The organism is Mesobacillus subterraneus (assembly GCF_000934845.1).
Classification (GTDB): Bacteria; Bacillota; Bacilli; order Bacillales; family Cytobacillaceae; genus Mesobacillus; species Mesobacillus stamsii.
Window position 1 is genome coordinate 42,347 of the sequence record NZ_JXIQ01000076.1, and the last position, 26,430, is coordinate 68,776.

The 26,430-nt window shown below is 41.7% G+C and carries 30 protein-coding genes; 26 read left to right on the plus strand and 4 right to left on the minus strand.

The features are described 5' to 3' along the window. Window positions 1-53 precede the first annotated feature (53 nt). From UB32_RS09600 to UB32_RS09655, 12 genes are all read left to right on the plus strand, one after another. Window positions 54-1,742, plus strand: coding sequence for a formate--tetrahydrofolate ligase (locus UB32_RS09600; RefSeq protein WP_044393266.1), 1,689 nt, complete (start codon window positions 54-56; stop codon window positions 1,740-1,742). A 78-nt stretch (window positions 1,743-1,820) separates the two neighbouring features. Next, on the plus strand, window positions 1,821-2,354 hold the full coding sequence (locus UB32_RS09605; protein WP_044393267.1) for a hypothetical protein: 534 nt from the start codon (window positions 1,821-1,823) through the stop codon (window positions 2,352-2,354). A gap of 115 nt (window positions 2,355-2,469) precedes the next feature. After that, window positions 2,470-3,318 carry a DegV family protein gene (locus tag UB32_RS09610; protein ID WP_044393269.1) on the plus strand — a complete coding sequence of 283 codons (849 nt, stop codon included), beginning with the start codon at window positions 2,470-2,472 and terminating at the stop codon, window positions 3,316-3,318. A gap of 107 nt (window positions 3,319-3,425) precedes the next feature. After that, window positions 3,426-4,070: an HD domain-containing protein gene (locus UB32_RS09615; RefSeq protein ID WP_044393271.1), complete on the plus strand. Its 645-nt coding sequence runs from the start codon at window positions 3,426-3,428 to the stop codon at window positions 4,068-4,070. Beyond that, window positions 4,067-5,947 carry an ABC-F family ATP-binding cassette domain-containing protein gene (locus tag UB32_RS09620; RefSeq protein WP_044393316.1) on the plus strand — a complete coding sequence of 627 codons (1,881 nt, stop codon included), beginning with the start codon at window positions 4,067-4,069 and terminating at the stop codon, window positions 5,945-5,947. The genes UB32_RS09615 and UB32_RS09620 overlap by 4 nt, the downstream gene beginning before the upstream one ends. 97 nt (window positions 5,948-6,044) lie before the next feature. Then, window positions 6,045-7,175 (plus strand): conserved virulence factor C family protein, encoded by a 1,131-nt coding sequence (locus UB32_RS09625; protein WP_044393273.1) that lies wholly within the window; start codon window positions 6,045-6,047, stop codon window positions 7,173-7,175. 81 nt (window positions 7,176-7,256) lie between these two features. Next, window positions 7,257-7,691, plus strand: coding sequence for a BrxA/BrxB family bacilliredoxin (locus UB32_RS09630; RefSeq protein WP_044393275.1), 435 nt, complete (start codon window positions 7,257-7,259; stop codon window positions 7,689-7,691). Between the two features lie 125 nt (window positions 7,692-7,816). Then, window positions 7,817-8,623 carry a class I SAM-dependent methyltransferase gene (locus tag UB32_RS09635; protein WP_044393277.1) on the plus strand — a complete coding sequence of 269 codons (807 nt, stop codon included), beginning with the start codon at window positions 7,817-7,819 and terminating at the stop codon, window positions 8,621-8,623. A gap of 315 nt (window positions 8,624-8,938) precedes the next feature. Continuing rightward, window positions 8,939-9,520 carry a YpjP family protein gene (locus UB32_RS09640; protein ID WP_044393280.1) on the plus strand — a complete coding sequence of 194 codons (582 nt, stop codon included), beginning with the start codon at window positions 8,939-8,941 and terminating at the stop codon, window positions 9,518-9,520. A gap of 128 nt (window positions 9,521-9,648) precedes the next feature. Then, entirely contained in the window at window positions 9,649-10,350 is a 702-nt protein-coding gene (locus UB32_RS09645; RefSeq protein ID WP_044393282.1) for an anthrax toxin lethal factor-related metalloendopeptidase, read from the plus strand. A 109-nt stretch (window positions 10,351-10,459) separates the two neighbouring features. After that, on the plus strand, window positions 10,460-11,254 hold the full coding sequence (locus UB32_RS09650) for a thymidylate synthase (RefSeq protein ID WP_044393285.1): 795 nt from the start codon (window positions 10,460-10,462) through the stop codon (window positions 11,252-11,254). After that, window positions 11,251-11,736 (plus strand): dihydrofolate reductase, encoded by a 486-nt coding sequence (locus tag UB32_RS09655; protein WP_044393287.1) that lies wholly within the window; start codon window positions 11,251-11,253, stop codon window positions 11,734-11,736. The genes UB32_RS09650 and UB32_RS09655 overlap by 4 nt, the downstream gene beginning before the upstream one ends. Before the next feature lie 210 nt (window positions 11,737-11,946). Here the strand turns inward: UB32_RS09655 and UB32_RS09660 are convergent, their stop codons facing one another. Next, complete coding sequence (locus UB32_RS09660; protein ID WP_044393289.1) at window positions 11,947-12,168, minus strand: hypothetical protein; 222 nt, start codon at window positions 12,166-12,168, stop codon at window positions 11,947-11,949. 164 nt (window positions 12,169-12,332) lie between these two features. On the opposite strand from UB32_RS09660, the gene ilvA reads away from it, so the two are divergent. From ilvA to UB32_RS09700, 8 genes are all read left to right on the plus strand, one after another. After that, complete coding sequence (gene ilvA / locus UB32_RS09665; RefSeq protein ID WP_044393291.1) at window positions 12,333-13,601, plus strand: threonine ammonia-lyase IlvA; 1,269 nt, start codon at window positions 12,333-12,335, stop codon at window positions 13,599-13,601. Window positions 13,602-13,772: 171 nt separating this feature from the next. After that, window positions 13,773-13,976 carry a twin-arginine translocase TatA/TatE family subunit gene (locus tag UB32_RS09670; protein WP_044393293.1) on the plus strand — a complete coding sequence of 68 codons (204 nt, stop codon included), beginning with the start codon at window positions 13,773-13,775 and terminating at the stop codon, window positions 13,974-13,976. 103 nt (window positions 13,977-14,079) lie between these two features. Next, window positions 14,080-14,838, plus strand: a complete 759-nt coding sequence (gene tatC, locus UB32_RS09675; RefSeq protein ID WP_044393295.1) for a twin-arginine translocase subunit TatC — start codon at window positions 14,080-14,082, stop codon at window positions 14,836-14,838. A 188-nt stretch (window positions 14,839-15,026) separates the two neighbouring features. Further along, entirely contained in the window at window positions 15,027-15,278 is a 252-nt protein-coding gene (locus tag UB32_RS09680; protein WP_044393297.1) for a DUF2535 family protein, read from the plus strand. A 120-nt stretch (window positions 15,279-15,398) separates the two neighbouring features. Continuing rightward, window positions 15,399-16,352: a nucleoside hydrolase gene (locus UB32_RS09685; protein ID WP_044393299.1), complete on the plus strand. Its 954-nt coding sequence runs from the start codon at window positions 15,399-15,401 to the stop codon at window positions 16,350-16,352. A 114-nt stretch (window positions 16,353-16,466) separates the two neighbouring features. Next, window positions 16,467-17,051, plus strand: coding sequence for an SCO family protein (locus tag UB32_RS09690; protein WP_128721523.1), 585 nt, complete (start codon window positions 16,467-16,469; stop codon window positions 17,049-17,051). A 114-nt stretch (window positions 17,052-17,165) separates the two neighbouring features. Further along, a complete protein-coding gene (locus tag UB32_RS09695; RefSeq protein WP_241768468.1) occupies window positions 17,166-17,972 on the plus strand; it encodes an SGNH/GDSL hydrolase family protein in 807 nt (268 codons plus the stop codon). A gap of 27 nt (window positions 17,973-17,999) precedes the next feature. Further along, window positions 18,000-18,584 (plus strand): YpmS family protein, encoded by a 585-nt coding sequence (locus UB32_RS09700; RefSeq protein WP_044393302.1) that lies wholly within the window; start codon window positions 18,000-18,002, stop codon window positions 18,582-18,584. Window positions 18,585-18,675: 91 nt separating this feature from the next. On the opposite strand, the gene UB32_RS09705 is transcribed toward UB32_RS09700, so the two are convergent. Further along, window positions 18,676-19,437 carry a DUF4397 domain-containing protein gene (locus UB32_RS09705; protein WP_044393304.1) on the minus strand — a complete coding sequence of 254 codons (762 nt, stop codon included), beginning with the start codon at window positions 19,435-19,437 and terminating at the stop codon, window positions 18,676-18,678. 331 nt (window positions 19,438-19,768) lie between these two features. Between UB32_RS09705 and rsgA the strand changes: the two genes are divergently transcribed. The 4 genes from rsgA (at window position 19,769) to UB32_RS09725 (ending at window position 22,473) form a co-directional block, all read left to right on the plus strand. Then, window positions 19,769-20,836, plus strand: coding sequence for a ribosome small subunit-dependent GTPase A (rsgA, locus tag UB32_RS09710; protein WP_052807000.1), 1,068 nt, complete (start codon window positions 19,769-19,771; stop codon window positions 20,834-20,836). Window positions 20,837-20,971: 135 nt separating this feature from the next. After that, window positions 20,972-21,511 carry a peptide-methionine (S)-S-oxide reductase MsrA gene (msrA, locus tag UB32_RS09715; protein WP_044393306.1) on the plus strand — a complete coding sequence of 180 codons (540 nt, stop codon included), beginning with the start codon at window positions 20,972-20,974 and terminating at the stop codon, window positions 21,509-21,511. Continuing rightward, window positions 21,508-21,942: a peptide-methionine (R)-S-oxide reductase MsrB gene (gene msrB, locus UB32_RS09720; RefSeq protein WP_044393307.1), complete on the plus strand. Its 435-nt coding sequence runs from the start codon at window positions 21,508-21,510 to the stop codon at window positions 21,940-21,942. The genes msrA and msrB overlap by 4 nt, the downstream gene beginning before the upstream one ends. Window positions 21,943-21,972: 30 nt before the next feature. Next, entirely contained in the window at window positions 21,973-22,473 is a 501-nt protein-coding gene (locus tag UB32_RS09725) for a PTS sugar transporter subunit IIA (RefSeq protein ID WP_044393308.1), read from the plus strand. Between the two features lie 20 nt (window positions 22,474-22,493). Here the strand turns inward: UB32_RS09725 and UB32_RS09730 are convergent, their stop codons facing one another. After that, entirely contained in the window at window positions 22,494-23,099 is a 606-nt protein-coding gene (locus UB32_RS09730) for a DUF502 domain-containing protein (RefSeq protein ID WP_044393320.1), read from the minus strand. A gap of 86 nt (window positions 23,100-23,185) precedes the next feature. After that, on the minus strand, window positions 23,186-24,280 hold the full coding sequence (locus UB32_RS09735; RefSeq protein ID WP_052807001.1) for an SGNH/GDSL hydrolase family protein: 1,095 nt from the start codon (window positions 24,278-24,280) through the stop codon (window positions 23,186-23,188). Window positions 24,281-24,517: 237 nt separating this feature from the next. Between UB32_RS09735 and UB32_RS09740 the strand changes: the two genes are divergently transcribed. Both UB32_RS09740 and UB32_RS09745 read left to right on the plus strand, forming a co-directional pair. Continuing rightward, window positions 24,518-24,664, plus strand: coding sequence for a YjcZ family sporulation protein (locus UB32_RS09740; RefSeq protein ID WP_084221789.1), 147 nt, complete (start codon window positions 24,518-24,520; stop codon window positions 24,662-24,664). A gap of 182 nt (window positions 24,665-24,846) precedes the next feature. Continuing rightward, window positions 24,847-26,313 carry an NAD(P)/FAD-dependent oxidoreductase gene (locus UB32_RS09745; RefSeq protein WP_044393310.1) on the plus strand — a complete coding sequence of 489 codons (1,467 nt, stop codon included), beginning with the start codon at window positions 24,847-24,849 and terminating at the stop codon, window positions 26,311-26,313. Window positions 26,314-26,430 lie beyond the last annotated feature (117 nt).

The following is a 26,430-nucleotide window of genomic DNA, read 5'->3' on the forward strand; positions in this document are numbered from 1 at the left end:
GGTGGTAAAATATAAGATGGTAAGGACATAGATAATAGCTGGAGGGATTGGGAATGGAAACGAAGGTTCAAGTTAAGTCAGATATTGAAATTGCCCGTGAAAGCCAAATGGACCCGATAGTTGAGATTGCAGCGAGCATAGGACTTTCTGGCGATGATATCGAGATGTTCGGCAAGTATAAAGCAAAGCTGTCTACAGAAGCTTTGACGAAATTGAAAACAAAGGAAAGCGGCAAGATTATTCTTGTTACTGCGATTAATCCAACTCCCGCTGGGGAAGGAAAATCGACAGTGACGGTCGGACTCGCCGACGCTTTAAATAAGCTTGGACAGAAAACAATGATTGCGATGCGAGAACCATCACTCGGACCGACGATGGGGATCAAGGGCGGCGCAACAGGAGGCGGTTATGCACAAGTGCTTCCAATGGAAGATATCAATCTACACTTTACTGGCGACCTGCACGCCATAACTACAGCCAACAATGCACTGGCTGCTTTGATTGATAATCATCTTCAACAGGGAAATAAACTGAATATTGACCAACGCAGAATCGTCTGGAAGCGGGCGCTTGATTTGAATGACCGTGCCCTGCGGAAGGTGATCATTGGACTTGGTGGGCCGCTTCAAGGAGTACCGCGGGAAGATGGATTCGATATCACGGTAGCTTCTGAAATTATGGCAGTGTTATGTCTTGCAAGCGACCTGAAGGACTTAAAAAGACGTCTATCCAAAATGGTTATAGCCTATAATTTTGACAAGCAGCCAGTTACTGTCGGTGATCTAGGAGTGGAAGGCGCACTGACGCTTTTGCTGAAGGAAGCCGTTAAACCCAATCTTGTCCAGACGATTGAACACACTCCCGCATTGATACATGGCGGCCCATTTGCTAATATTGCACATGGCTGCAACAGTGTCATCGCAACAGAAGCAGCATCAAAGCTAGCAGATTTTGTGGTAACCGAAGCGGGATTTGGTGCAGACCTCGGAGCTGAAAAATTCTTAAATATCAAAGCAAGAACTCCCGGAATCGATCCATCAGCGGTTGTCATCGTTGCTACCATCCGGGCGCTGAAAATGCACGGGGGTATGAAGAAATCAGACTTGAAAAACGAGAATATACAGGCCATACAGGCTGGTTTTACAAATTTGCAAAAGCACGTGGAAACGATTGCGAGCTTTGGATTGCCGTATGTAGTTGCAATTAATCGTTTTATTACCGATACAGAACTCGAAACAAATACACTTCAGGAAATGTGTGAGAAAGCAGGCATACCAGTTGCGTTGACAGAGGTTTGGGAAAAAGGCGGTGCAGGTGGATTAGAGCTTGCTAAGACTTTGCTCGATGTGATAGACAAACAGGAAAATAACTTTGCTCATCTTTACGATCTTTCCGATTCGCTTGAGGATAAAATCAAGAAGATTGCAACTCGGGTTTATGGTGCAGCTGGAGTCGAATTTTCACCAAAGGCTAAGAAACAACTCTCGGATTTTGAGGAATTTGGCTGGGGTGTGCTGCCAATCTGTATGGCAAAAACGCAATACTCTTTGTCAGATGATCCGCAAAAACTTGGGCGTCCATCCGGATTCACCATCGCAGTAAGAGAATTGAAACCATCCGTTGGAGCAGGATTCATTGTTGCCATGACAGGGGAAGTGATGACGATGCCTGGACTTCCTAAATTGCCTGCTGCACTGAATATGGACGTGGATGAAGATGGGAATGCGGTTGGCCTATTTTAGTCATCCTAATCAAATATGCCAGCCTTCCGTTTGGGAGGCTGGTTTCTAACTTTCGGAACTTGGATTGGAGGGAGCATTTTGTTTGACCCAACAGCCTTTGAAAACATTAAAGTTGTAATCGAAGGAGAAATATATGATAGGGATTTGAGCGGAAAAATCAAGGTTGTTGATCGGAATGACTGGATCAATACGGCTAAGCTGTCGCGAAAGTATGAAATTACTTTTACAGTGAACGGCTACAAGGAAGAAGAAATCGCAGCAATTCTGACTTTGGAGGCATGTTTGGAGAACCTTTCCGCTGAATTATTATCAAGCGGAAAGGCGAATCATCTTGCTGGATGCATAGTCGATATATCCTTTTCATTGCTGCATCGAAATGAAAAGCTTGTTTTTCAATCTATACAGGAAGATCTGGAAGAGATCTGGGGAAAGGACAGGGAGATCGTCCAATTTATCAAGACTACCCCTCTCGCAAAAAGTCAATTGGTCAGAAATTTTTCTACAGTATCATTTAACCGCCTTGTTTATGAGGAGCAGATGGATGATTTAACTGAAATGATTGACTATATGATTGACTCTTTGAAAAAACTAAAAAAATTATTAGTTGTATAATAATTCTTGCTTTCCCAGGCAGGAATTTTTGTTTTGTTTTCAGAATAACCTAGTATAACCTACTTCGTAAAATATTCTCGGATGTAAGGAAAAAATAGAATTTTGGGGGGATTGTATGGGAAAAATAGCTTGGGTTACAGACAGTACTGCCTATCTCGATGAGGACTTGCTGAACAATCCTGACGTCTACCAGGTACCAATGACGATTGTTTTAGATGATGTTGAATACCTGGATGGCAAGGACTTAACTGCCAAAGAATTATACGAGAAATTAAAGTCAGTGAAAACTCCACCAAAAACGTCCCAGCCGCCAGTTGGTGTTTTTATGGAATTATATGAAAAACTTGAGGGGAAATATGATCTGGTTTTCTCCGTTTTGATTTCCTCGAAATTAAGCGGAACAGTTGCATCCAGTGTACAAGCAGCACAAGCTGTAAACATACCTGTCATCACTATTGACTCAAAAACGCTTACCTATCCGTTGACATCGCTCTTAAAAAGGGGGATTATTTTGGCTGAGCAAGGTGCAGAGGCTGAGGAGATTAAGGAACAGCTTGAAATCATTCGTGATTCAAATGAAACCTATGTGATGATTGGCAGTCTGGAACAGCTGCATCGCAGTGGAAGAATGTCCGGGCTGCAGTTTTATCTTGGCAGCATGCTCAACATAAAACCAATCATCAGCATTGAAGACGGTGCGTTGAAAACGAAGGAAAAGGTACGTAGTGACAAGAAGGCTCGCGAAAAAATATTTGAATATTTAAAGGCCTCCCATAAGAAATTCGGAGTAAGCGAAGTATTTATCCTCTATGGACTTCACAAAGAAACTGCAGATGAATGGCAAACTCAGCTAGAAGGAATATTCCCGGATATTCGATTCTTTAGCTGCCCGATTGGAGCAGTAATTGGCGTCCATGCCGGTGAACACACGATCGGAATCAGCTGGAACACCTTCAAAAAATAAGTGCTATTTGGCACTTATTTTTTTTGCCTAGCTCCGCCATTCCTTTTACTCTATTGCCAGCGGAGGAGTATGGTAAAATAAGTTCGACAGGAAAGTGGGTGCACGATATGAATGAGTTGATCAAAATCACGGAGGAATTTGTGGAAAATCAGCTGAAGGGAGATTCTTCTGGACATGATTGGCATCATATTGACCGGGTTAGGAAGAATGCCCAGCTGATTTGGCGCAAGGAACAGCAAGGGGATTGGTTTATCATCGAAATGGCTGCCTTGCTTCATGATATACCGGATGATAAATTGAATGAATCGGAAGCAGCCGGATGGGAAAAGCTGGATTCGTTTTTGCAAAGCATAGAATTAGATCGTGACACAGCTTCAAAAATTAAGAGCTGTATTTCAACGGTGTCTTTTAAAGGCGGAAGGCAGCTTGAACTCAACAGCATCGAAGCAGAAATCGTTCAGGATGCAGATCGTCTTGATGCCCTTGGTGCTATCGGGATTGCGAGGACTTTTGCTTTTGGAGGCAAGAAAGGCCATCCAATTTATGAACCGAATTTTAGTATCAGAGGAGAGATGACACTTGAAGAATACAGAAATGGCAACAGTTCTTCGGTCCATCACTTCTATGAAAAGCTTTTGAGGTTAAAAGACAGGATGAATACAGCGCATGCAAAACAATTAGCTGAGGAAAGGCATCGGTTTATGGAGGGTTTTCTGGAACAATTTTATAGTGAATGGAATGGTACGGCATGAAAATGATCACGATTGAAAACGTGACAAAGACTTACGGAGAAAAAGAACTGTTCAACAGCATCAGCTTTACAATCGGCGAGCGGGAACGCATTGGATTGATCGGAGTCAACGGTACCGGAAAATCCTCTCTGCTGCGGATTGTAGCAGGGATGGACCAGCCGGACACTGGAGAGTTGTTTCTGGCAAAAGACTATAAAATATCCTTTTTATCGCAGCAGCCTGAAATGAATCCGGAAAAAACAGTCCTTGATCAGGTGTTCAGCGGAGAAGCTCCAATCTTGGAGCTGCTGCGCCAATATGAAATGATTCTTGCAGACTTAGGTCGAAAGCCAGATGACTTAGCAATTCAGCAACGATTTTATGAGTTGCAACGGAGAATGGACAGTTCTGATGGCTGGGATGCCAATACTGCAGCAAAATCGATTTTAATGCAACTTGGGATCTCGGATTTTACCCGAACAATTGCGGAGTTATCCGGTGGTCAGAAAAAACGTGTCGCACTCGCACAGGTATTGATTGAAGCTCCAGATCTGCTGATCCTCGATGAGCCAACCAACCATCTAGACTATGAAACAGTCAAGTGGCTGGAAGATTATTTATCCCGCTACTCTGGATCCCTTTTACTCGTTACCCATGACCGGTACTTTCTGGATAGAGTGACGAACAGAATTTTTGAACTGGACGGAGGAAACCTTTACAGCTATAAAGGCAACTATGCCAGTTTCCTGGAAGCAAAAGCGATTCGCGAGGAAAATGAAGCAGCCACAGTTGAGAAGAAGAAGAACCTGTTCAGACAGGAACTGGAGTGGATCCGGAGAGGAGCAAAGGCTAGGACAACAAAACAGAAGGCAAGAATCCAACGTTTTGATCAATTGGATGAAGAAGTATCAAATGGTAAGTCAACTGAAAAACTGGATATCTCTTTAAGTGGGAGCAGGCTTGGAAAACAAGTACTTGAATTGAAAGATGCTACCAAAAAATACGAGGACAAACTTATTCTTAACGATTTCCATTTGCTCGTGAAGCCGGGTGACAGGCTGGGAATTATCGGCCGAAATGGAACAGGAAAATCGACTCTACTGAATATCCTGTCGGGAAGAGTTGATCTTGATTCTGGCGAAATCATCACGGGCCAGACAGTTAAAATTGTCTATTATACACAAGAAAATGAAGACTTGGATGAGAATAAAAGGGTCATCGAATATCTGAAGGAAACGGCCGAAATGGTCCATACAACCGATGGAAAAATAATTTCGGCGGCACAAATGCTTGAGCGATTCCTATTTCCGCCATACGCACATGGTACCTTGATCAGAAAGCTTTCAGGTGGGGAGAAACGTCGGCTCTATCTGTTAAAGCTGTTGATGGAAGAACCGAATGTGCTCCTGCTCGATGAACCTACTAACGATCTGGACACACAGACTTTAACGGTGTTGGAGGATTATTTGGAGGAATTTCCTGGTGTCGTGATCACCGTATCCCATGACCGTTATTTCCTTGATAAAGTTGTTGACCTGCTGCTAGTATTGGAAGGAAATGGCCGGACAGGCCTTTATTACGGCAATTATACTGATTACCTGGAGAAACGTCCGAAAGCTGATTCTGTTTCTTCCCCGACGAAGAAAGAAAAGGTGGAGCAGCCTGAAAAACCAAAGAAAAAGAAATTAAGCTTCAAAGAGCAAAAAGAATGGGCGGAAATCGACGAGGAGCTTTCCAATACGGAAGCCCGCCTTGAAGAAGTGCAGACAGAAATGGTTAATATAGGAAGTGACTTTGAAAAAGGCCAGGCCTTGATGAAGGAGGCAGAAAAATTGAATGAACACCTAGAATACTTAATTGAAAGGTGGAGCTATTTATCTGAGCTCGTTGACGAATAAGATCGAGATTTTATGCTCCATTCTCTCGCCCTAAATGCGATTGTTCTTATAGTATGATAAAATGGCTTCAATCCTGAAAAAATAAAGGGGTGAGAATATGAAGATTTTATCAATTGAACCAACGCCAAGCCCAAATACCATGAAAATCAATTTAGATGAAGCCCTCCCTATGGGCAAAAGCAATAATTATAAAAAAAACGAGGCCGCCGGGGCACCGGAGGTCGTGAAAAACATATTGGAAATTGAAGGGGTAAAAGGAGTTTACCACGTGGCAGACTTTTTGGCAGTCGAACGAAACGCTAAATTCGACTGGAAGGTCATTCTTCCTGAAGTAAGGAAAGCGTTTGGTGAAGAAGAACAGCAATCCGAAAATGATGCACTAAAAAGCAATGACCACTTTGGCGAAATCAAAGTTCAGGTCCAGATGTATAAAGGACTTCCAATGCAGGTTAAGCTTACTGATGGAACGGAGGAGCATCGGTTTGGACTCCCAAAAATATTTGCAGAAAAAATCGGTCAGGTCCAGACTCCCGAAGATAATGTCGTAATGGTCCGAAGATGGAAAGACCTAGGTGTCCGCTATGGTGAATTTGAGGTGATTGGCAAGGAGGTTGTCGAAGAACTAATCGCCGCTTTCCCATCAGAAAGACTAGAGGATCTGGTCAGGTTAGCGAATAATCCAGGACAGGAAGCTCAGTTGAAAGCGGCAAAAAAGAAGGTTCGGATAATGGAAGCGGATCTGGACAATCCTGATTGGCGGATCAGATATCAGCTCCTTGAACAAATGGACGCCCCGACAATCGAAGACCTGCCTGTACTTGAAAAAGCGTTACACGATGAGAAAGCATCGATACGCCGCCTGGCAACAGTGTATGTAGGAATGATAGAGGATAAAGAATCATTGCCTTTATTGTATAAGGCACTGAAGGATAAAACCGTTACGGTTCGGAGGACAGCAGGTGATTGCTTATCGGATCTAGGGTTACCGGAAGCCACGGACGCAATGATGGAAGCTCTGACAGATCCAAGCAAGCTGGTCCGCTGGCGAGCTGCCATGTTCCTGTTCGAGGTTGGAGATGAGCGGGCATTGCCTGCATTAAAGCAAGCTGAAGATGATCCCGAATTTGAAGTAAGCATGCAGGTGAAATTGGCGATTGCCCGGATTGAGCATGGCGAAGAAGCTAAAGGGTCAGTATGGAAACAAATGACAGAATCAAGGAATCGATAATCTACAAATAGATTATTGCGTTTGCGCTAACGAATATAGTATGCTAACACTGCAACCAATGTTTGGGAGGGATTATTATTTATGTCAATGGCATATGAAGAATATATGAAGCAAATGGTTAAGCCGATGCGTGAAGAATTGACTCGCACAGGTTTCAAAGAATTGCTTACTGCAGCTGAAGTAGAAGAGTTCATGGAAAATGTGCAGGGAACCACTTTGGTCGTTGTTAACTCCGTATGCGGCTGCGCAGCTGGTCTTGCCCGTCCATCAGCTACACAGGCCATTTTAAGAAGTGAAAAGAAACCAGATCATTTGATTACGGTTTTTGCCGGCCAGGATAAGGAAGCGACAGCAAAAATGCGTGACTATTTTACAGATCTTGAGCCATCTTCCCCGTCAATGGCGTTGTTGAAAGGAAGAGAAGTAGTGCACTTTGTTCCTCGTCATGATATCGAAGGCCAGCCAATTGAAGCCATCATGGAGAATTTACTTTCGGCTTTTGAGGCGAATTGTTAAACTTAACTGTAAGGTGCACGCAGCTTGCTATCTTTAATCAACCTTATTAAAGTGAATCAGATTTGCCAATCGGGAAGGGATGTCAATGACGTCCCTTTCTTTTTTTCATCCAGGAGGTGTTTGTTGTGTTTGTGACTACTGCTGGCAGAACTGATGAACAAATGACAGCTCAGGCAAAAATGATTGCGACCGAGCTTGGAACGGAATTTATTCCAAGGAAAAAAACATCCGTTTCCAAGCTTCAGGAACAGATAAAGGACGACTGCCTCGTAGTAGGGAAGGAAAGGCTAGAGCTTTTTCCTTTAGGGGAAATCGAGCCGTTCTTTTTTCATCCGAATTCGGCGATGTTTCGAATCAAAAGACTTATGAGTGGGGAACGAGATCCGCTAATTGAAGCAGCACAATTGCATGAGGGGATGAGTTTCCTGGATTGTTCGCTCGGTCTTGGTTCTGATAGCATCGTAGCCAGTTTTATTGTCGGTGAAAAAGGTTCTGTTACTGGAATCGAGGCAAGCAAAGAACTTTCCTATTTAGTGAAGAGAGGCTTGGACACATGGGAATCTGGAATCGAACCGATCAATCGGGCGATGCGAAGGATTCATGTAAGGGAAGGGTACTCATTAGGTAGCTTGAAAAAAATGGAGGATAATAGCATTGATTGTGTTTATTTTGACCCAATGTTTGATGTATCGATCCTTGAGTCGGATGGGATCAGGAGTTTAACAAAGTTTGCCGTTTATGAGGGGCTTTCGGGTGAATTGCTGTCTCACGCTACGCGTGTTGCCAGCAAGAGGGTGATTCTCAAAGATCATTTCAGAAGTTCAAGGTTTCAAGAATTCGGTTTCAGAGTAATCATTCGGAAATCAGCGAAATTTCACTATGGGGTGATAGACAAAGACAGAAAAGGTATATTCAGTTTTGACGGACAATAAATAAGAAGTATTTACTGTCCGTCCCCATAAACTTGACCACTCAGTCGGCAATCGATAAATAAACAAAATAAGCTAAAAGAAATAGACTGACAGATAACGCTATCCACTCCAAAGTTTTAACCCCCTTTCATCAAGTCTCTAATCTTTCCTTTTTCCCATTTTAAAAAAGATTGAAACCTATCTTACACATATTCGCATAACAAGTTATAATGATAATAAGTATTGTCCTGCTTTTTTTAAAAATAGGACATGCTGTAAAATTTACTCCATGAAAACAGTTCACTATCTTTCTATTTATATAAGGATGTGATTAAAATGCCTGCATGGCTCCGTAAATCGTTCGTTGTCATCATATCTCTTGTTACTTTTGGGTTGGTTTCTCCAGCGCAGGTGAATGGGTTTTTGACACCTACTGCGGAAAGAACGGATAAATCAACAGCTGCTGAAACAGTATTCATAGATTCATTTGACGACAAATTAGATGAAGAGACGGAAAAGAATCAGTTTATTGACAGGACAGTGAGGGAAGCGGAACTTCAGTCTTTCGAGAAATTCGGCGGAAAAATTGGACCTGCGATTGAAAATGAATTTAGGCAGACAATCTTGCCGAACATTGAAAAGGCAATTGAAATGGTAGCCGAACAATATCCGGGAGAAAAACTCAGTACCCTGCGCATTACAGAAATGCCTGGAGGCGGCGAGTCAGAAAAGATCTTTCATATTATTGGTGACGATAACAAAGACATTATTCGCTTCCATGTCAGAAGGGACCAGCCGCCAAAGGATGGCCATTGGTTTAACTTTCATTACCATACCTATCACGACGGGTTTCAGAGCCATTATGAGCTGGGAAGAATCTACTGGGCCAAGGACACTCCTCCAAAATGGAAAAGCTGACTCGCCTTTTTCCTGAATTTATCAGCCAGAAAGTAAGCAAACATATGGTATAATCTTAATAGATTCCTAATGTATGCTCATTTGTAGTGATTTATTCAGGAAATTCCCTAAAGAAAGGGGATATATGCATGCGAAAGGTTTTTCAATTATTCGTGTTTATCATTCTTTCTTTTTCCCTTCTAGGAAGCTCAAATGCCAATATGGATGGCATTTTTCTTTCTGAATACCCAAAACAATCTATATTATATGAATCTTTAGCTCCTGGGGCCGTCCGTCTAGCAGGGAGCTTTGTCGTGCTTCCAGAAGATGACTTTGATCAGGTGGAAGCAGCCAAGATAATCGAGCGACTCACCCTTCTGCCTGACTCGATGATTAAGAAAGCAATCGAGCAAAATATTACCGTTCGATTATTTGAAGGCAACCTCACGGATAATCCAACGGCCAGTCATTTAAAAGGAGTGATTCCACGGGGCTACACATCTAAACGGACTTGGGATCAGGTTCCGGGAATTGGAGGATCCAGAGTTGTGCTTGTGAAAATTGGCAGCAGTGAAAAGGGCAAGGGGCATGGATCCGTCAACCTTGAATTGCATGAATTAGCGCACTCACTCGACCGCTATGTCTATGACGGAATTAGAGAGGAAGAACGGTTCCTGTCGATATGGAAACAAGAAAGCAGTCAGCTTTTTCCGGGCAACCCATATTTCAACGATTATCCAGAAGAATATTTTGCTGAATGTTTTGCAATGTTCTATATTGGCGGGATGTCAGCCCAATTATTGAAGGATGAAGCCCCACAAACCTACCATTATATTGAAGGTCTAAATTAGTATATTCAAGAATTCAAGCAAGAATTCAAGCAAGGAACACTTTCTTCCTTCCGCTTTACCTGCTAAAATAGATAGAAACAAATTGAAGGTTTTTGAAGGTAGGGAGATCATGAAACAATATCTAGAATTATGTAAACATGTCTTGGACACAGGTGTGAAAAAAGAAGATCGTACCGGTACAGGAACAATCAGTACGTTCGGCTACCAGATGCGTTTTAATCTCCAAGATGGGTTTCCGCTGTTGACGACGAAAAAGCTACACCTGAAATCAATCATTCATGAATTGCTTTGGTTTTTGAATGGGGATACGAATGTCAAGTACTTACAGGACAACGGTGTTAGGATATGGAATGAGTGGGCAGATGAGCAGGGAGAACTTGGACCTGTGTACGGTCATCAATGGCGTTCATGGCAAGGAGCAGATGGAGAAACTGTAGACCAGATTTCGGAGTTGATCCAAACCATCAAAACAAATCCAGATTCAAGACGGATGATTGTGAATGCATGGAATGTGGCGGAAATAAAGAATATGGCATTGCCACCTTGTCACTGCATGTTCCAGTTTTACGTTGCGGATGGCAAGCTTTCGTGCCAGCTATACCAGAGATCAGCAGATGTTTTTCTTGGTGTGCCGTTTAATATAGCATCCTATGCGCTTCTGACACTAATGGTTGCCCATGTATGCGGCCTAAAGCCCGGAGAGTTTGTGCATACCTTAGGTGATACCCACATATATTCCAACCATGTGGAACAAGTAAAACTCCAGCTGACAAGGGAACCGAAACCATTGCCGCAAATGAAGCTGAATCCTGATGTCAAATCGATCTTTGATTTTAAGTATGAAGACTTCGAATTGGTTCATTATGAAGCACATCCTCATATTAAAGGGGTTGTCAGTATATGATCTCATTGATTTGGGCAATGGATGAAAATAGAGTTATTGGATACCAAAATCAGCTTCCTTGGAGGCTTCCTGAGGATTTGAAGTTTTTCAAGCGTGTAACGATTGGGCATCCGATCGTGATGGGAAGAAAAACATTTGAGTCGATAGGCAAACCGCTCCCTAATAGGGAAAATATAGTGTTAACACGGGAACAAGGCTATAGATGTGAAGGCTGTACTGTCATGAACTCGATGGAAGAGTTTAGAGAGTACGCAAAGCATCAAGAAGAAGAACTATTTGTCATTGGCGGTGCGGAGATTTTTAAAGAAATATTGCCGGAAGCAGATCGGCTCTATTTGACGATGATTCATCATCAGTTTGAAGGGGATACCTTTTTCCCTGTTTTTGACATTGAAAAGTGGCACCTTCAAACGCGGGAAGTTGGTCCAAAGGATGAAAGGAATCCTTACGAGTATGAGTTCCTTATTTTCGAACGAAAATAGCATTCAATCGCAAATTATCCTCGGCTGGATTGCTTTTTGTCAAAACGAATGCGCATAGAGTCCTGCTTTGTTTTTGTCGCCTGATAGAAACTAACTAGGAAGTCCGATGCATACGATTTGCTTGACCAAGGCAGATAAAGCAACAAAGCCACTGCTTTACGCAGCGGCTGATTCATCTTTTAATTTGTGGAGGACGGAGCAGTGGATGTGTTATTCGAATTGGGAAAGGCTACTCATCATCTTCGTGAACTCTGCTGGAATGCAAAAATCCTCAGGTTTCAAATTATTCCGTATCCATTTCACCATTTCCATGGGGTTGTTAAAAAACTCTCCACTCGTATCACTTTTGCGGATCATATAGCGTCCGTTGTCTTCGTCGAGGGTTACTTCTACCGGCAACGCCCCATCATAACTGTTTAAATTAAATTCCATATGATAACTCCCTCCAGAGCTTTTTGGTTATTATCTGTTATTTTACGCTTATTTTATTCAATGTAAAGCCTAAGATTACAAATATTTTAAAAATTCAATCGACAAACCGATTTTTTGTGATATAATGAACAAATTAATTATTTGCAAAGTGAGGGTGACAGGAGATGGAACAGAAAACAGTAAAAGGAAAATGGGTAAGTGTAGAGGATATTCTTATTGCCTATCGGCATCTTAAAGAGATTGTTGCCCATACTCCGTTGCAATTAAACGAACGATTATCAGAAAAATATGAAGCTGATATCTATCTGAAACGAGAAGACCTGCAGCATGTCCGTTCTTTTAAACTGAGAGGAGCGTATTACGCAGTTAGGTTACTATGGGAAAATGGATTAGAAAGCGGAGTTGTCTGTGCGAGTGCAGGAAATCACGCTCAGGGAGTAGCGTACGCCTGCAGACAGCTCGGTGTAAACGGAAAAATTTATATGCCTGCAACGACACCAGGTCAAAAAATCAGTCAGGTGGAAATGTTCGGCCGTGAATTCATTGAAATCATTCTCGTTGGGGATACTTTTGATGATTCATACCGCGAAGCACTCGAATGTGCTGAGAAAGAAAACAGGGAGTTTATCCACCCATTCGATGACGAAAATGTCATTGCCGGACAAGGGACAGTTGCCGTGGAAATTCTTAATGATAGTCAGGATACTGTGGATTATGTCCTCGCAAGTATTGGCGGCGGAGGCTTGATGGCTGGATTGAGCACATACATAAAAAGTGTTTCCCCTGCTACAAAGCTGATTGGTGTCGAACCAAGCGGTGCTGCGTCCATGAGTGCAGCTTTTGACAGAAACGGACCAATTCCCCTAGAATCAATTGATACATTTGTGGATGGTGCTGCTGTTAAATGTGTAGGCAGCAAAACCTATGAAATTTGCAAGGAAAATATTGATGGACTCGTGGCAGTTCCAGAAGGGAAGGTCTGTACTTCTATTCTCGAATTATATAATGAGCATGCCATTGTTACGGAGCCGGCTGGAGCTCTGCCAATTGCCGCTCTAGACTTTTTGAAGGAAGAGATTAAAGGGAAATCGGTCGTTTGTGTAGTCAGTGGCGGCAATAATGACATCGGCAGAATGCAGGAGATCAAAGAAAGATCTTTGCTTCATGAAGGCCTGCTACATTATTTCATTGTCAATTTTCCTCAACGAGCTGGGGCCTTGAGGGAATTCCTCGATGATGTTCTTGGCCCAGGAGATGATATTACCAGGTTTGAATATACAAGGAAAAATAATAAAGAAAGCGGGCCTGCGCTTGTTGGTATTGAATTAAAAAATAAACGTGAATACAATAGGCTCATTGCAAGCATGGAAAAAAAGGGATTTGCCTTCATGGAATTGAATAAGGATCATCAATTGTTTAATTTACTGGTATAATATTTAAAATAGATAATCGAGCACAAATGGTATAAAATAGGAATGTGACACACAGGTGGAACATTGGGAGCTTTGTGAATTTCTTATGAACTTTCACAGTATTCCCCCATTTAGTGGATGAAAAGAACTATAATCATAGTAGATTTACAATATGAAAAAGGAGATGTTGATATGTTATCAAACATCGGAGTTCCTGGATTAGTCTTAATCCTTGTCTTAGCGCTCATTATCTTTGGACCAAAGAAACTTCCTGAGGTTGGTCGTGCATTTGGTCAGACGCTTCGTGAATTCAAGAAATCAACTCGTGAATTGACAAGTGATGTTATGGATGAACTGGAAGATGAGAAAAAGGAAATTACCAAAGTTACTAAATAAGGTGTAAGATGCTTTTGTCTTACCCCTTTTTCTTTCGGGGGCAGATCTTGCAGCCCTAATAAGAAAATTGAAATGCAACAAATGGAATTGGCAGGGGATTGTTATGGAAGATAAAGAATTAAATCTGGTGGATCATCTTGATGAGCTAAGGAACAGGCTAATTGTCTCTGCAGTTGCCTTTCTTCTTTTCTTTGGCTTAGGCTTTTATTTTGTCAAAGAGATTTATCATTTCTTTGTCCGCGACTTGGAAGTAAAGTTAATAGTCCTTGGGCCGAGCGATATAATCTGGATTTACTTCATGATCGCTACGATCATTGCAATTGCTGGCACAATACCGGTACTCGCTATACAAATATGGCTGTTCGTAAAGCCTGCTCTCCGGCCAATTGAACGAAAACTATCCCTTTCGTACATTCCAGCACTGTTTATCCTATTTATTGTTGGGCTTGCATTTGGCTATTTCGTGATATTTCCGACAGTCCTAAGTTTTCTGGTTGAATTGAGCGGGGACATGATGGTCACAAACTTTACAGCGGAAAAGTATTTCAAGTTCATCATGAATATGACAATCCCGTTTGGAGTTTTATTTGAACTGCCGGTTGTCGTGATGTTTTTGACGTCACTTGGAGTGATAAATCCATATGTTTTAGTGAAAGTCAGAAAGTATGCATACTTTATCCTAGTAGTCATCTCAGTAGTGATTTCCCCTCCGGATTTCATGTCAGATATACTGGTGACGATTCCACTGCTGTTTTTGTATGAGATTAGCATCAATTTGTCCAAAGTGGTATACAGACGGAAGCTTAAGAAGGAAAAAGAGTGGCAGGAGAAATATGGGGATATGGAGGACGAGGAATCCTAACTTTCCCCTATGAGCGAAAAAATCGTCTAAAAACGCATGGAGATTCCCATGCGTTTTTTGTCGGTACATTGTAAAAAATCAGCTTACTGTATAAGTGTATTTTTTTTTATAATCAGCGTAAACAGACATATTTCGACCAGTGTTTGATGTATAATATAAACAAACGGGGATAAAAGAGGATTGATATTTTGTTATTCAAAAGCCTAGAGTTCAAAAACGTTGTTGGACAGAAGGTTAAAGTCGTGGAAATTCCTGTATTAGAAGAAGAAAGTTTGTTTTATTTTATGATCCAGGTCCGTTTGCAATCTTTTATTACAGCAATCTATCAGGAAAGAAACGCAAAAAAGTTTTATTCGTTTAAAGAGTATTTAAAGAGAGTAATGAAATGGCCGGATTATGAGCAGCTGTTCCAATCCGCAAAATTGAAAAACAACGCATGATTTTTTGGAAGCGCCCCTAGTGGGCGCTTTTGTTTTTTAGGATAAAAACACTAAGTAATATTCGGTTTTTTGCCATTATTTTCAACCCAGTCCATATAATTTTACATGGGGGTGCTGGCAATGGCAAAAAAGGTGCTTTTCTTAAGTGATTTTGGAATTGATGATAATATTGCTATTTTATATGCGTTTTTTAACAAGGAAATCGAGATAGTTGGCATAGTGGCTGATTACGGGAATGTTTCAAAGCAGGATGCGCTTCGAAACGCTGCATACTTACAGAGACTTACAGGTAGACATGATGTTCCGGTCTTTGCAGGTGCTGAACTTCCGTTAACAGGGGACCCGCCAGAATATGTACCAGAAGTGCATGGAGTTGCAGGGCTAGGTCCTATCATCCCTAATATTATAGTCGATGATACACTAGAAAACTTTCATGGTATCCAGGAAATCATTGAAAAAAATTTGGATGAGATTATTATTGTAAACGTTGGCAGGCTTTCCTCTTTGGCAGCTGCGTTCATCCTTTATCCTGGAACCATGAAAAAAGTAAAGGATTTTTATATTATGGGGGGCGTTTTCCATGAACCGGGAAATGTTACACCAGTTGCAGAAGCAAATTTCTTTGGTGATCCATACGCAGCGAATATTGTCATTACACAAGCAAGAGCACCAATCAAGATCATCCCTCTTAATGTCACAAGCGGAGCAATTGTAACACCTGCGCTTATTAACGAGCTGGATGTTTATTATCAATCAATCGGCAGCAAAGTAGGAAGTATTGTAAAACCTATGTTTGATTATTACTATAAATTTTATAAGCAGCGAAATCCTGAATTGACAGGGGCGCCACTCCATGATGTTCTTACACTTTGGGCCTTACTGAATGAGGAGAAGATTGTTTACCGTAAAGTACCCGTTAAAATTGTCGTGAATCGCGGCGAGGCATTCGGCCAGAGTATCGGAGATTTTAGAAACACGAACAGTAAGGCTAAATTCCCAGTCCACCAAGTAGCTGTCAGTTTTCATTATCCCGACTTCATCAAAGATTTCTTCATCACGATGAAAAATTCCTAAAGATTAGCGAGACAAATTGAATATAGTCCATTTCATCCTCCTCGTATCTTTTTCTTTCCTCTCTCCATCTCGTCTGCTAAAATTGGTAATGGACTATATAAGAAATTGCAGGTGATGAACGTGAAAAAGGGAATTTTGCTGATCATCATGGCTGCTGTTGCGGTTTTTGCAACGGCCTGTGGAAACAGCGGATTAAAGGATGGAGTCAATTATCCGATTGAGGATTTCGCCTTTACGACTCAAGCTGGTGAACAGCTTAGCAAAGACGATTTAAAAGGGAAAGTGTGGGTTGCCGATTTTGTTTTCACGAACTGTACAGATGTTTGTCCGCCAATGACAGCCAATATGGCCAAACTTCAGGATATGATCAAGGAAGAAAAACTTGAAAATGTAGAAATTGTGTCCTTTAGTGTAGATCCAACTGTCGACAAACCTGAGATTCTTAAAGAATTTGGCCAGAAGTTTAAAGTGGATTTCAGTAATTGGTCATTCTTGACCGGTTACAGCCAGGAAGAAATCGAAAAATTCGCGCTTGAAAACTTCAAAGCCCTCGTCAAAAAACCTGAAGAAGGAGATCAGGTCATTCATGGCACAGACTTCTATTTGATCGATCAAGAGGGAGTAGTTAGGAAATATTATACCGGTTTGAATGAAGTACCGTTTGAACAGATTATCAAAGACATAAAAACTCTACAATAGGCCAAATATCAGGCCTGTTTTGGTATTTTGCGCAAGCGATCTGTTTTGAACAAATCCCTTCAAGCAAGTAGAAATGGTATGAGGATCATCTTTTTCACAGGTAGGTGACAAATATTGCATCATAAATTCACCTTACTATATTTCCTGATCATTCTGCTTTTAGGAGCATGCAATCCGTTTGATAATCTGCAAAAAGGGAATTTCCATAATGTAAGGAAAACGGGGTTGGAAATCAAAGAAGCATTGCCGGTTTCATTTTTCCCGAGGGAATTGGCTATTGTTGCAGCTGGGGACTCTCTGACACAGGGAGTTGGTGACAGTAGGAAGTCGGGCGGATATATACGGTATCTTGAAGAAAGTCTTGAAAAGGAAACATTCATCAGAAAAGCTAGTTTTGAGAATTTTGGCGTAAGGGGTAACAGATCGGACCAGCTGTTGAAAAGATTGGAAAATAAAACTTTGCAATCCTCTATAAAAGAAGCTGATTTGATCATTTTAACAATCGGCGGGAATGATTTGATGGAGGTTATAAAAGCCAATTTTTCTAATCTTAGACTTGATCATTTCCAAATCGGACAGAAGGTATTTGCTGAACAGCTGCAAGACATATTTTCGACACTTCGTCATTCAAATCCTAACGCTCCTATTGTGTTAGTGGGACTTTATAATCCATTTTTCACTTGGTTTGCTGATGTTGCGGAAATGAATCAAATAGTCGATGCTTGGAATGGGGAAAGCAAATCAATAGTAGAACAGGACGGCAATGCTTATTTTGTCGACATCCATGATTTATTTTTGAGTAACGGAGAGATCCTTCTGTACACTGATTATTTTCACCCTAATGACCGGGGATATCAGTTAATTGCCGATCGGATTTATGAACTGCTTGATGAACAGGTCCTTGATTCGCTGAATGACTAGAATGGAGAAGAGGAGTTACAACGACTAATGGTGAAAAACAAATGGAAGATAGGCTTTTTTATTCTGTTGGGAGTTATTTCAGCCTCCATTTTGCTTTTTTGGATGTTGATTTCCTTGCCTGCTGAGGAATCGAAGATAGAGCCTGACAAAAGCAATGCGGCAAGGGATGATGTTTCCTTTCATGTATCGACGAACAAACGGGACCTGAATAGGGTGATCAATCATTACGTAGAAGAAGAAGCAAAAAACAGCCAGTTTGAATATCAAGTATTGCTGACAGATGAGGTTGAATTATATGGAACGATCCCCATTTTCAGTCAGGAGTTAGAATTGAAGCTGACGTTTGAACCGCAGGCTTTGGAAAATGGAGATTTAATCCTGAAACAAAGATCAATATCAGTTGGACGATTGAACCTTCCCGTATCAACCGTGCTTAAGTTCGTTCGGGACAGCTACCATTTGCCCACAGCAGTGGATATTCAGCCAAATGAAGAAAGAGTTTACGTCTCCATGCAGAAACTTAAGCTGAAAAGTGATTTAAAGGTTCGTGTGAATGAATTTGATCTAAAGAAGGACAATCTTAAATTTACATTACTGGTTCCTGCAGATTAGAAAGGTGCTCTTAACGAGTGCCTTTTTGCATGATTTTTGGCGAACTGCAGAATTCTTAAGCAAATAACAATGGCCGGTCTCCCGGCCAGGATCATCCCTGTAATAAAAGTACTTCAAGCGGTGGCTCACCCTTTGCTGATCCAACTGAAATAATCGTGTAGGCGTTATTAGGCTGCAATTTGACATCCGGGATCGTCAATACCGTGTTTTTGGTGTTAGCTATTTTTGCTTCCAGTGAGATGGTCATTGGGGTTAGTGCCAAGTACGTGCTAGCTTGTTTATACGGTATATTTGGGAAAAGGATATCCCCATTCATTCCAGCAATATCTACTGCCGGGGCATCTGGTGATAGATGGATGAACCTAGCTTTTGTTTCTCCGACTGGTGTTTGCGGGTGATCCTCGAATATCAGTAACTGAAGTTTATTGGCAGTGCCAGCAATTGCCGCAGTGTAGATTCTTCCTGGTTCGAGAGCAATCTTTTTGCTGATGACAGTTGAAACGCTATCTCCCGCAGGATAGATGTCAACCTGGTATTTTCCAGGTTGCAGCTGCATATGGCTGCTATTGTTTTTATAATCAAAGTCACGTAGTACCCGGCTGCCATTTAAATAAATATCAACTGCCTTAAGCTCCGGGGAAGCGTGCAAGAAACGTATCATCGAAGGAAAAGAGTTTGGTGTACTCATTGGTGCTGGATAGGAACGCATTAACTGTACAGCTTTGTTCAGGTTTCGTAAATGTTTATGGTAGTACATGACGTGCATATTCGGGTCAATGTATTTATAGTATTTCGCCAATAAATCATAAATAGCAGCTTTATGAAGGTATTCATTCTGATTTCTGGTGGACATACCGCTCACTCCTTAACTAGAATACTCAACTGTAAAATATGCAAATTGGGCATGATCGGTGCGGAACCGAGTATAAAGAACAGGGAAAATGATAAAAAAGGGTTTACATGGAGGGGATTTTTCCATATACTGAAGATAACTATACGAGAGGTAGGTGGAGTGCAATGAGCAGAATGTTAAATGTTATTATGATGACTGTTACTTATTGCACGTCCCAACCTAAGCGGCACAATTGACTATTCGTCTTTTTTCTACATGCTTATGAAACCACGGGACTGTGCATTCCTGTGGTTTTTTTATATTAAATAAGCATGCTGGAGGAATAAATTGAATGAATAAACTTGAAAGTATCGGAATGACTGCTGAAATAAAAAAATATTTTGAGGAAGATCGATTTCAAGGTTATAAGCTGGGCAGGATTGCCTTGGAGCATAAGCATAGTTTCAGGGTGTGGCTTGAAGAGGGAGAATATCTCTGTACCCTTTCAGGCAAATTGACATATGAAGCCAATAGCCGGGATGACTTGCCAGCAGTTGGTGACTGGGTTGCCGTCAAGACCTCACCAGGTGAAATGCGTGGAACAATCCGGGGTATCCTGCCACGAAAAAGTAAGTTTTCCAGAAAGGCTGCAGGTCAAGTCACCGAGGAGCAGATTGTCGCTGCTAATATTGATACGGTGTTCATCGTAAATTCACTTAATGATGACCTGAATTTAAGGCGGATTGAAAGGTATCTTTTGCTCGCCTGGGAAAGCGGTTCGAATCCCGTCATCATATTGAGCAAAGCAGATTTGGAGCCGGACCTTGAAACAAAGCTGGAACTGGTGGCAGGTGTGGCTATTGGGGTTCCTGTAATACCAGTGAGTGTACTTGTGGAAACCGGGATGGAGGAATTACAAAGATATCTAGCCCCAGGACGAACGGTCGCTTTAATCGGATCGTCAGGAGTCGGAAAATCAAGTCTGGTCAATTATTTCTCAGGATACGAAAAACAGCTAGTACAGGAAATTCGTGAAAGCGATGATAAAGGCAAGCATACAACAACACACCGGGAGATGGTATTGCTGCATGATGGTGCTGTCCTCATTGACACACCGGGTATGAGAGAGATTCAGCTATGGACAGGCGAAGAGGGTTTTGGCGAAAGCTTTGCAGATGTCGATCAGTTCACCGAAGAATGTAAATTTCGAGATTGCACCCACGGTAACGAGCCTGGATGTGCAGTTCGGTCTGCGATTGACGAAGGACTCCTGGATGAAAGCAGACTTGCCAGCTATAAAAAGCTCCAAAAAGAGCTGGCATATATTGACCGGAAGGTGGATAAGAAAGCACAAGCTGAGGAAAAAAAGCATTGGAAAAATATCAATAAAGAAATTCGCCAAAAAACAAAATATAAATGATCATGAGCAAATAGCCTCTTCTTCGGAAGGGGCTTTACTGTTGAGTGTTTTAAATGTGTTTTTTGCTTTAAAAGTTATACAATAGGGAATAAGTATTTGAGTAGAGGTTATTTAGAGATAGGAAGAGGTGTTTTTATGAATAAAGGAAATCAGGCGCTTGCGACTTTTGCCGGAGGGTGTTTCTGGTGTATGGTAAAGCCGTTTGATGAGCAGCCAGGCATCTACCATGTTGTTTCCGGTTATACAGGAGGCACGAAGGAAAATCCTACATATGAAGAAGTCTGCGGTGAGGTGACTGGCCATTATGAAGCCGTGCAAATTACATTTGATCCCGGTGTCTTTCCTTATGAGGAAATAGTAAAACTATACTGGCAGCAAATTGATCCTACCGACCCGGGCGGGCAGTTTTATGACAGGGGTCCATCATACCAGACGGCGATCTTCTATCATGATGAACAACAGAGGCAGCTTGCAGAAGAGTCGAAACGAAAGCTTGAGGAGAGCGGTCTGTTCTCAAAGCCAATCGCTACTAAAATTCTGCCGGCAAAAACCTTCTACCCTGCTGAAATCTATCATCAGGGGTATTATAAAAAGAATCCCGAACGGTATCAAGCTTATCATAAAGGTTCTGGACGTGAAGCTTTTATCAGGCAACATTGGGGGGAAAATAAATGAAGAAGAATCAAGAAGATTTACAGAAAAGGCTGACGCCGATGCAATATGAAGTAACACAAAACAATGGGACAGAACCGCCGTTCCATAATGAATATTGGAATGATGAAAGGGAAGGGATATATGTAGATATCGTCTCAGGAAAACCATTATTCTGCTCCCGTGATAAATACGATGCTGGTTGCGGCTGGCCAAGCTTTACGAAACCAATTCAAGAAGAAGAAGTTATCGAAAAACAGGATCGGAGCCATTTCATGGTCAGGACCGAGGTGCGAAGCAAAAGTGCGGATGCCCATTTGGGCCACGTGTTTGATGATGGACCAGGAGAAAACGGACTGAGGTATTGCATCAATTCGGCTGCACTAAGGTTTGTTCCGAAAGAAAAGTTGGAAGAAGAAGGATATGGAGAGTTTCTAAAACTGTTCCACGATTGATCATAACGAACGCAGAAAGGGATGGTATGTATGTTTAAGAAATTGTTTGGAAAAAAGGAGGAACCGATTAAAACGATCCAAATTCTAGCACCGATTACAGGGAAAGCAGTCCATCTGAATGAGGTTCCGGATCCTGTTTTTTCTGAAAAAATGATGGGGGACGGTTTGGCGATTGAGCCAGCAGAGGGAATAGTAGTTGCGCCGGTAGACGGGGAAATTATTCAGGTTTTCCCTACCAAACATGCAATAGGAATCAGAGCAAGGAATGGGGCAGAGATTCTCATTCATATTGGACTGGAGACGGTTTCCTTAAAAGGGGAAGGTTTCGAAACCCATGTGAAGCAAGGAGATCAAGTAAAAGCTGGTCAAAAACTAGTAACCTTTGATATGGAAATTATCAGAGAAAAAGCGAAGAGTACGATAACCCCGATTATTATCACGAACACCGACCAGGCTGCCTCCGTAAAAAAATGGACAGAAAGCAATGTCGAGAGAGGATCCACACCAATTCTTGAAGTAACCTTTGAATAGGGAACAGCCGCTGATGTTTGTCAGCGGCTGTTTTGTTTCCCGTTTTTTTCTCCATTTACAGAAGTCATTCCTCCAGATAGGATGAACTTCATTGCATCCTCAGGTTTTACATCGAGAATTTCAATGTCTGCTACTGGAATCAGAAAGGTAAAACCGGCTACTTGAAAAGTTTGCGGTATATAAACGGCAACGTGTTCTGATAATGTTTCATGAAATACCTGAAGGTTGTCAGAAGTAATGAACCCAAGACTTTTCATATTGGTTCCCGGTACCGTAACCAATGCTACTTTTGAAAACGACTTTTTATCGCCAAGAAAAGAATGGACGGTATCTTTGATGACGGAGTAAATCGTTTTGACGAAAGGGATTTTTTCCAGTAGTCTGTCAACAAGCCTGATGATGCTGCCAGTGATGAATCGGGTCGATAGCCAGCCAAGAAATGTAATCAAGACCAATGTTGTCAGCAGGCCGATACCTGGTATATAACTTTCTTTTAAAAAAGGCTTCAACACATTTCCTAGGATACTATCCAGAAACATGAAAGTTTTATAAATCACATAAATTACGAGGATAATCGGGACAATGGCAAGAATGCCGTTCATGAAATTTTTGAATATACTTCTCATAGTTTCTCCTTCGGTAATGATTGCTGCCCTTTCAAAAATACGGGCATATAAATAGATCATACACTCTCTTATCAGAAATTTCTATATTATTTTTTCTCCTCAACAGCAACGATGATGGAAGAAATTTGAACCATTGTTTTGTCGCTTTTATTATGTGGAGATGCTCCTTCTAGTGTTTCAAAACGGACCGTATGCGGGCCATTTTCAAGGTCGCTTGCAATAAATAGGAAGCGCTCGCGCAAGAACGGCCACCAGGTGGAAATGGTCCGCACATAGTTTCCATCTATATAAACGTTTACCAACCAGCCATTTTGACTTCTTGTTGCCTTCACTCCAAGAATGGATCCCTCAAACTCATATTCGAGAGAATCACCGGGATGTTTGCTAATATTTACGCCATTTTGTCTCTGAAAGCCATTGCTGGCATCGGGGTGTTTTTTTTCAGCCAAATAGATTGCTTGATTCCTGGTCAACGGTTTCGGATAACCGGCAATATCCGATTTCTTCTGAATATGATTTTTGATCAGTTCCATTATGGAATAAGCATATAGTCGATACCCTTTTCCATTTGGGTGTACCATATCGGTCGTCAGCTGTTCTGTCAGCATACCTGATTCCTTGAAAGGGGTTCGCATGTCCAATGACTTAGCGCCATAATGGAAAGAAATTCTGTAAATAGCATCTGCAAATTTTTCCTGTCTTAAAGGATTTTCAATGATTGTGATCACTTCCGAGTTAGGGTAGCGTTCTTTTGCTGTTCTGATCAGCCGCTCATAGAAAAAAGTGAATTGCTCGGCGTCCATATATTTCCGATCATTTTCACCAAAAAGGACGAAAATGAGGTCGATATCACGGGATTTTGGAGCTTTTTGCAGTTTAAATAACCCTTCAAATGCAGTCGCCCCGCTTTGGACAATGCTATTCCGGCGTGCCTCGGAACCGCTGAAATCTCTAAGAAGCATCTCAAACTGGCTATGCCATGTTAGGTCTTTTGTTTCTGCTCCAGCTCCTCGACCAATGCTGTCTCCGATAATCAAGTAATTGATCGAGGAACCGGCGGAGATTTTTTCATAAACATTTACATCTTCGGACAAGTATTGTTCTGATTGAATCGCTAAAAAGGAAATCACTGTGGCTGTAAGCAAAAGGAGGGTCATAACTTTTTTAGCGCTGGATTTCATAATCGACGTACCTTTCGGATTTGGTTTTGTTATTCCATTTTACCGTTTTGTCGTCCGTAAATGAATGGAAAAAGTGGCAAGGACGCGAAAAATGATATAGGAAAAAATAGGCTAATGCACAAACAGGTCAAGTACCCATATCATACCGTAAAGGGAAAGCAATATAAAAAAACGAGGAGTGATTTATAAATGTACGGATATGATAATGCCCCAATGCCTGTCAATGCCCCAATGGCAATGGCACCGTCCTATGGGACCTTCTGCGGCGGAGGTTACCCTTATGCTTATGCAGGAGCTGCCAGCGGTGGATACGGTTATGGCGGTTTTGCGCTGATCGTGGTACTGTTCATTTTGTTGATTATCATTGGTGCTTGCTACAACTAAACTGATAAAAACACGAGTCGTAAATAGTTCACGAGGCTGTCAGCTAACAAGGCAGCCTTATTGTTTTTGCGAACAATTTTTCATCTGAATTTAATTTCGTTCGTGTTTTGATTGACTAATTCGTGTTTATTTGGTATATTTGCCATTGGTTAAGCAAAAAACTGAAGTGGTGGGGGATCAGAATGAAACCAAACTATGATGTGATTGTCGTTGGAGCAGGTCCGGCAGGGATTTTCACTTGCTACGAGTTATCGTTAAAGATGCCAGAAGCGAATGTTCTGCTTGTAGATAAAGGTCACGATATTTATCGAAGAAACTGCCCGATTTTACAAAAGAAAATCGAAAAATGCCCACCGCCATCAGGAAAAAAAGATTTTGCAGGATGCCTGCCAGCGTGTTCGATCACCAATGGTTTCGGCGGGGCAGGTGCCTATTCCGATGGAAAATTCAATATAACAAGTGAATTTGGCGGCTGGATGACGGATTATCTTCCCGATTCTAAAGTGGTCGAACTAATTAACTATGTAGATCAAATCAATCTTAAGCATGGCGCAACAGAAAGCATAACAGACCCATTGACTGACAAGGTTCGCGAAATCGAACGAAGGGGTTATGCAGCAGGATTAAAGCTGCTAAGAGCTCAAGTGCGCCACCTCGGTACAGAACAAAATCTTGAGATTTTAAAGGATATATTTGAATACTTAAAAGAGAAGGTAGACATGGCGTTCAAAACGGAAATCGAGGATTTGATTACAGAGAAAACGCCTGTCGGTCATAAAGTAACAGGTATAGAACTAAAAAATGGAGAGAAAATTCTTGCTGATAAAGTCGTGGTTGCACCTGGTCGTGACGGTTCCAAATGGCTGACAAAGCTTTTAAAAAAGAGAAAACTTAAGATGATCAATAATCAGGTCGATATTGGTGTTCGAGTGGAAACTTCCAATGTCGTCATGGAAGAAATAAATGAACATTTATATGAAGGAAAGTTTATCTTCCATACGTCAGTAGGGACCACCGTCCGGACCTTCTGCAGCAACCCATCTGGACATGTTGTTGTCGAAAATCATTCTGGAATCATGCTGGCAAATGGCCATGCATATAAAGATCCTAAACGTGGAAGCAATAACACGAATTTCGCCCTGCTTGTGTCTCATACCTTTTCTGAGCCATTCGATCAACCAAATGAATACGCCCATGAAATCTCCCGTTTGGCGAATAGCCTTTCAAACGGTGGGCTGATTGTGCAAAAATACGGAGACCTTTTAAAAGGACGCAGATCAACGGAAAAAAGAATCAAAGAGGGTTTTCTTGAACCAACATTAAAAGAAGCGGTACCAGGAGACTTAGGGTTAGTTCTCCCGTATAACACCCTCAAAAGTCTGATAGAAATGACGGAAGCTCTGAACATGGTTACCCCTGGACTTGCTTCAGAACATACATTATTCTATGGAGTGGAAGCGAAATTTTATTCCGCACGTCCAAAGTTAAATGACAAATTTGAAACGGAAATCAGTGGCCTATATGTTGGCGGAGACGGCGCAGGCATTACGCGCGGACTCGCACAGGCAAGCGCCTGTGGAGTGTGGATAGCCACTGATATTATCGAGAAGGCAAAATCAGGTCGAATAGCTGAACCTGTACTTAGCTAGTAAACTGCTTACACACTGCCTTTTCTTTCCAGAATAAGAAAGTATAAAATTACTTTGAGAATTGTCCAGCTCCAGCGCCTAGCCCCTCGAGACGCTTGTCTAGTGTCGCCTCCTAGA

Bases quoted from the DNA above. Each gene is read 5' to 3' on its own strand.
- UB32_RS09600 (WP_044393266.1), top strand. From the start codon at position 54: ATGGAAACGAAGGTTCAAGTTAAGTCAGATATTGAAATTGCCCGTGAA.
- UB32_RS09610 (WP_044393269.1), top strand. From the start codon at position 2,470: ATGGGAAAAATAGCTTGGGTTACAGACAGTACTGCCTATCTCGATGAG.
- UB32_RS09615 (WP_044393271.1), top strand. From the start codon at position 3,426: ATGAATGAGTTGATCAAAATCACGGAGGAATTTGTGGAAAATCAGCTG.
- UB32_RS09620 (WP_044393316.1), top strand. From the start codon at position 4,067: ATGAAAATGATCACGATTGAAAACGTGACAAAGACTTACGGAGAAAAA.
- UB32_RS09625 (WP_044393273.1), top strand. From the start codon at position 6,045: ATGAAGATTTTATCAATTGAACCAACGCCAAGCCCAAATACCATGAAA.
- UB32_RS09630 (WP_044393275.1), top strand. From the start codon at position 7,257: ATGTCAATGGCATATGAAGAATATATGAAGCAAATGGTTAAGCCGATG.
- UB32_RS09640 (WP_044393280.1), top strand. From the start codon at position 8,939: ATGCCTGCATGGCTCCGTAAATCGTTCGTTGTCATCATATCTCTTGTT.
- UB32_RS09645 (WP_044393282.1), top strand. From the start codon at position 9,649: ATGCGAAAGGTTTTTCAATTATTCGTGTTTATCATTCTTTCTTTTTCC.
- UB32_RS09650 (WP_044393285.1), top strand. From the start codon at position 10,460: ATGAAACAATATCTAGAATTATGTAAACATGTCTTGGACACAGGTGTG.
- UB32_RS09655 (WP_044393287.1), top strand. From the start codon at position 11,251: ATGATCTCATTGATTTGGGCAATGGATGAAAATAGAGTTATTGGATAC.
- UB32_RS09660 (WP_044393289.1), bottom strand. From the start codon at position 12,168: ATGGAATTTAATTTAAACAGTTATGATGGGGCGTTGCCGGTAGAAGTA.
- ilvA (WP_044393291.1), top strand. From the start codon at position 12,333: ATGGAACAGAAAACAGTAAAAGGAAAATGGGTAAGTGTAGAGGATATT.
- UB32_RS09670 (WP_044393293.1), top strand. From the start codon at position 13,773: ATGTTATCAAACATCGGAGTTCCTGGATTAGTCTTAATCCTTGTCTTA.
- tatC (WP_044393295.1), top strand. From the start codon at position 14,080: ATGGAAGATAAAGAATTAAATCTGGTGGATCATCTTGATGAGCTAAGG.
- UB32_RS09685 (WP_044393299.1), top strand. From the start codon at position 15,399: ATGGCAAAAAAGGTGCTTTTCTTAAGTGATTTTGGAATTGATGATAAT.
- UB32_RS09690 (WP_128721523.1), top strand. From the start codon at position 16,467: ATGAACGTGAAAAAGGGAATTTTGCTGATCATCATGGCTGCTGTTGCG.
- UB32_RS09700 (WP_044393302.1), top strand. From the start codon at position 18,000: ATGGTGAAAAACAAATGGAAGATAGGCTTTTTTATTCTGTTGGGAGTT.
- UB32_RS09705 (WP_044393304.1), bottom strand. From the start codon at position 19,437: ATGTCCACCAGAAATCAGAATGAATACCTTCATAAAGCTGCTATTTAT.
- rsgA (WP_052807000.1), top strand. From the start codon at position 19,769: ATGAATAAACTTGAAAGTATCGGAATGACTGCTGAAATAAAAAAATAT.
- msrA (WP_044393306.1), top strand. From the start codon at position 20,972: ATGAATAAAGGAAATCAGGCGCTTGCGACTTTTGCCGGAGGGTGTTTC.
- msrB (WP_044393307.1), top strand. From the start codon at position 21,508: ATGAAGAAGAATCAAGAAGATTTACAGAAAAGGCTGACGCCGATGCAA.
- UB32_RS09725 (WP_044393308.1), top strand. From the start codon at position 21,973: ATGTTTAAGAAATTGTTTGGAAAAAAGGAGGAACCGATTAAAACGATC.
- UB32_RS09730 (WP_044393320.1), bottom strand. From the start codon at position 23,099: ATGAGAAGTATATTCAAAAATTTCATGAACGGCATTCTTGCCATTGTC.
- UB32_RS09735 (WP_052807001.1), bottom strand. From the start codon at position 24,280: ATGAAATCCAGCGCTAAAAAAGTTATGACCCTCCTTTTGCTTACAGCC.
- UB32_RS09740 (WP_084221789.1), top strand. From the start codon at position 24,518: ATGGCACCGTCCTATGGGACCTTCTGCGGCGGAGGTTACCCTTATGCT.
- UB32_RS09745 (WP_044393310.1), top strand. From the start codon at position 24,847: ATGAAACCAAACTATGATGTGATTGTCGTTGGAGCAGGTCCGGCAGGG.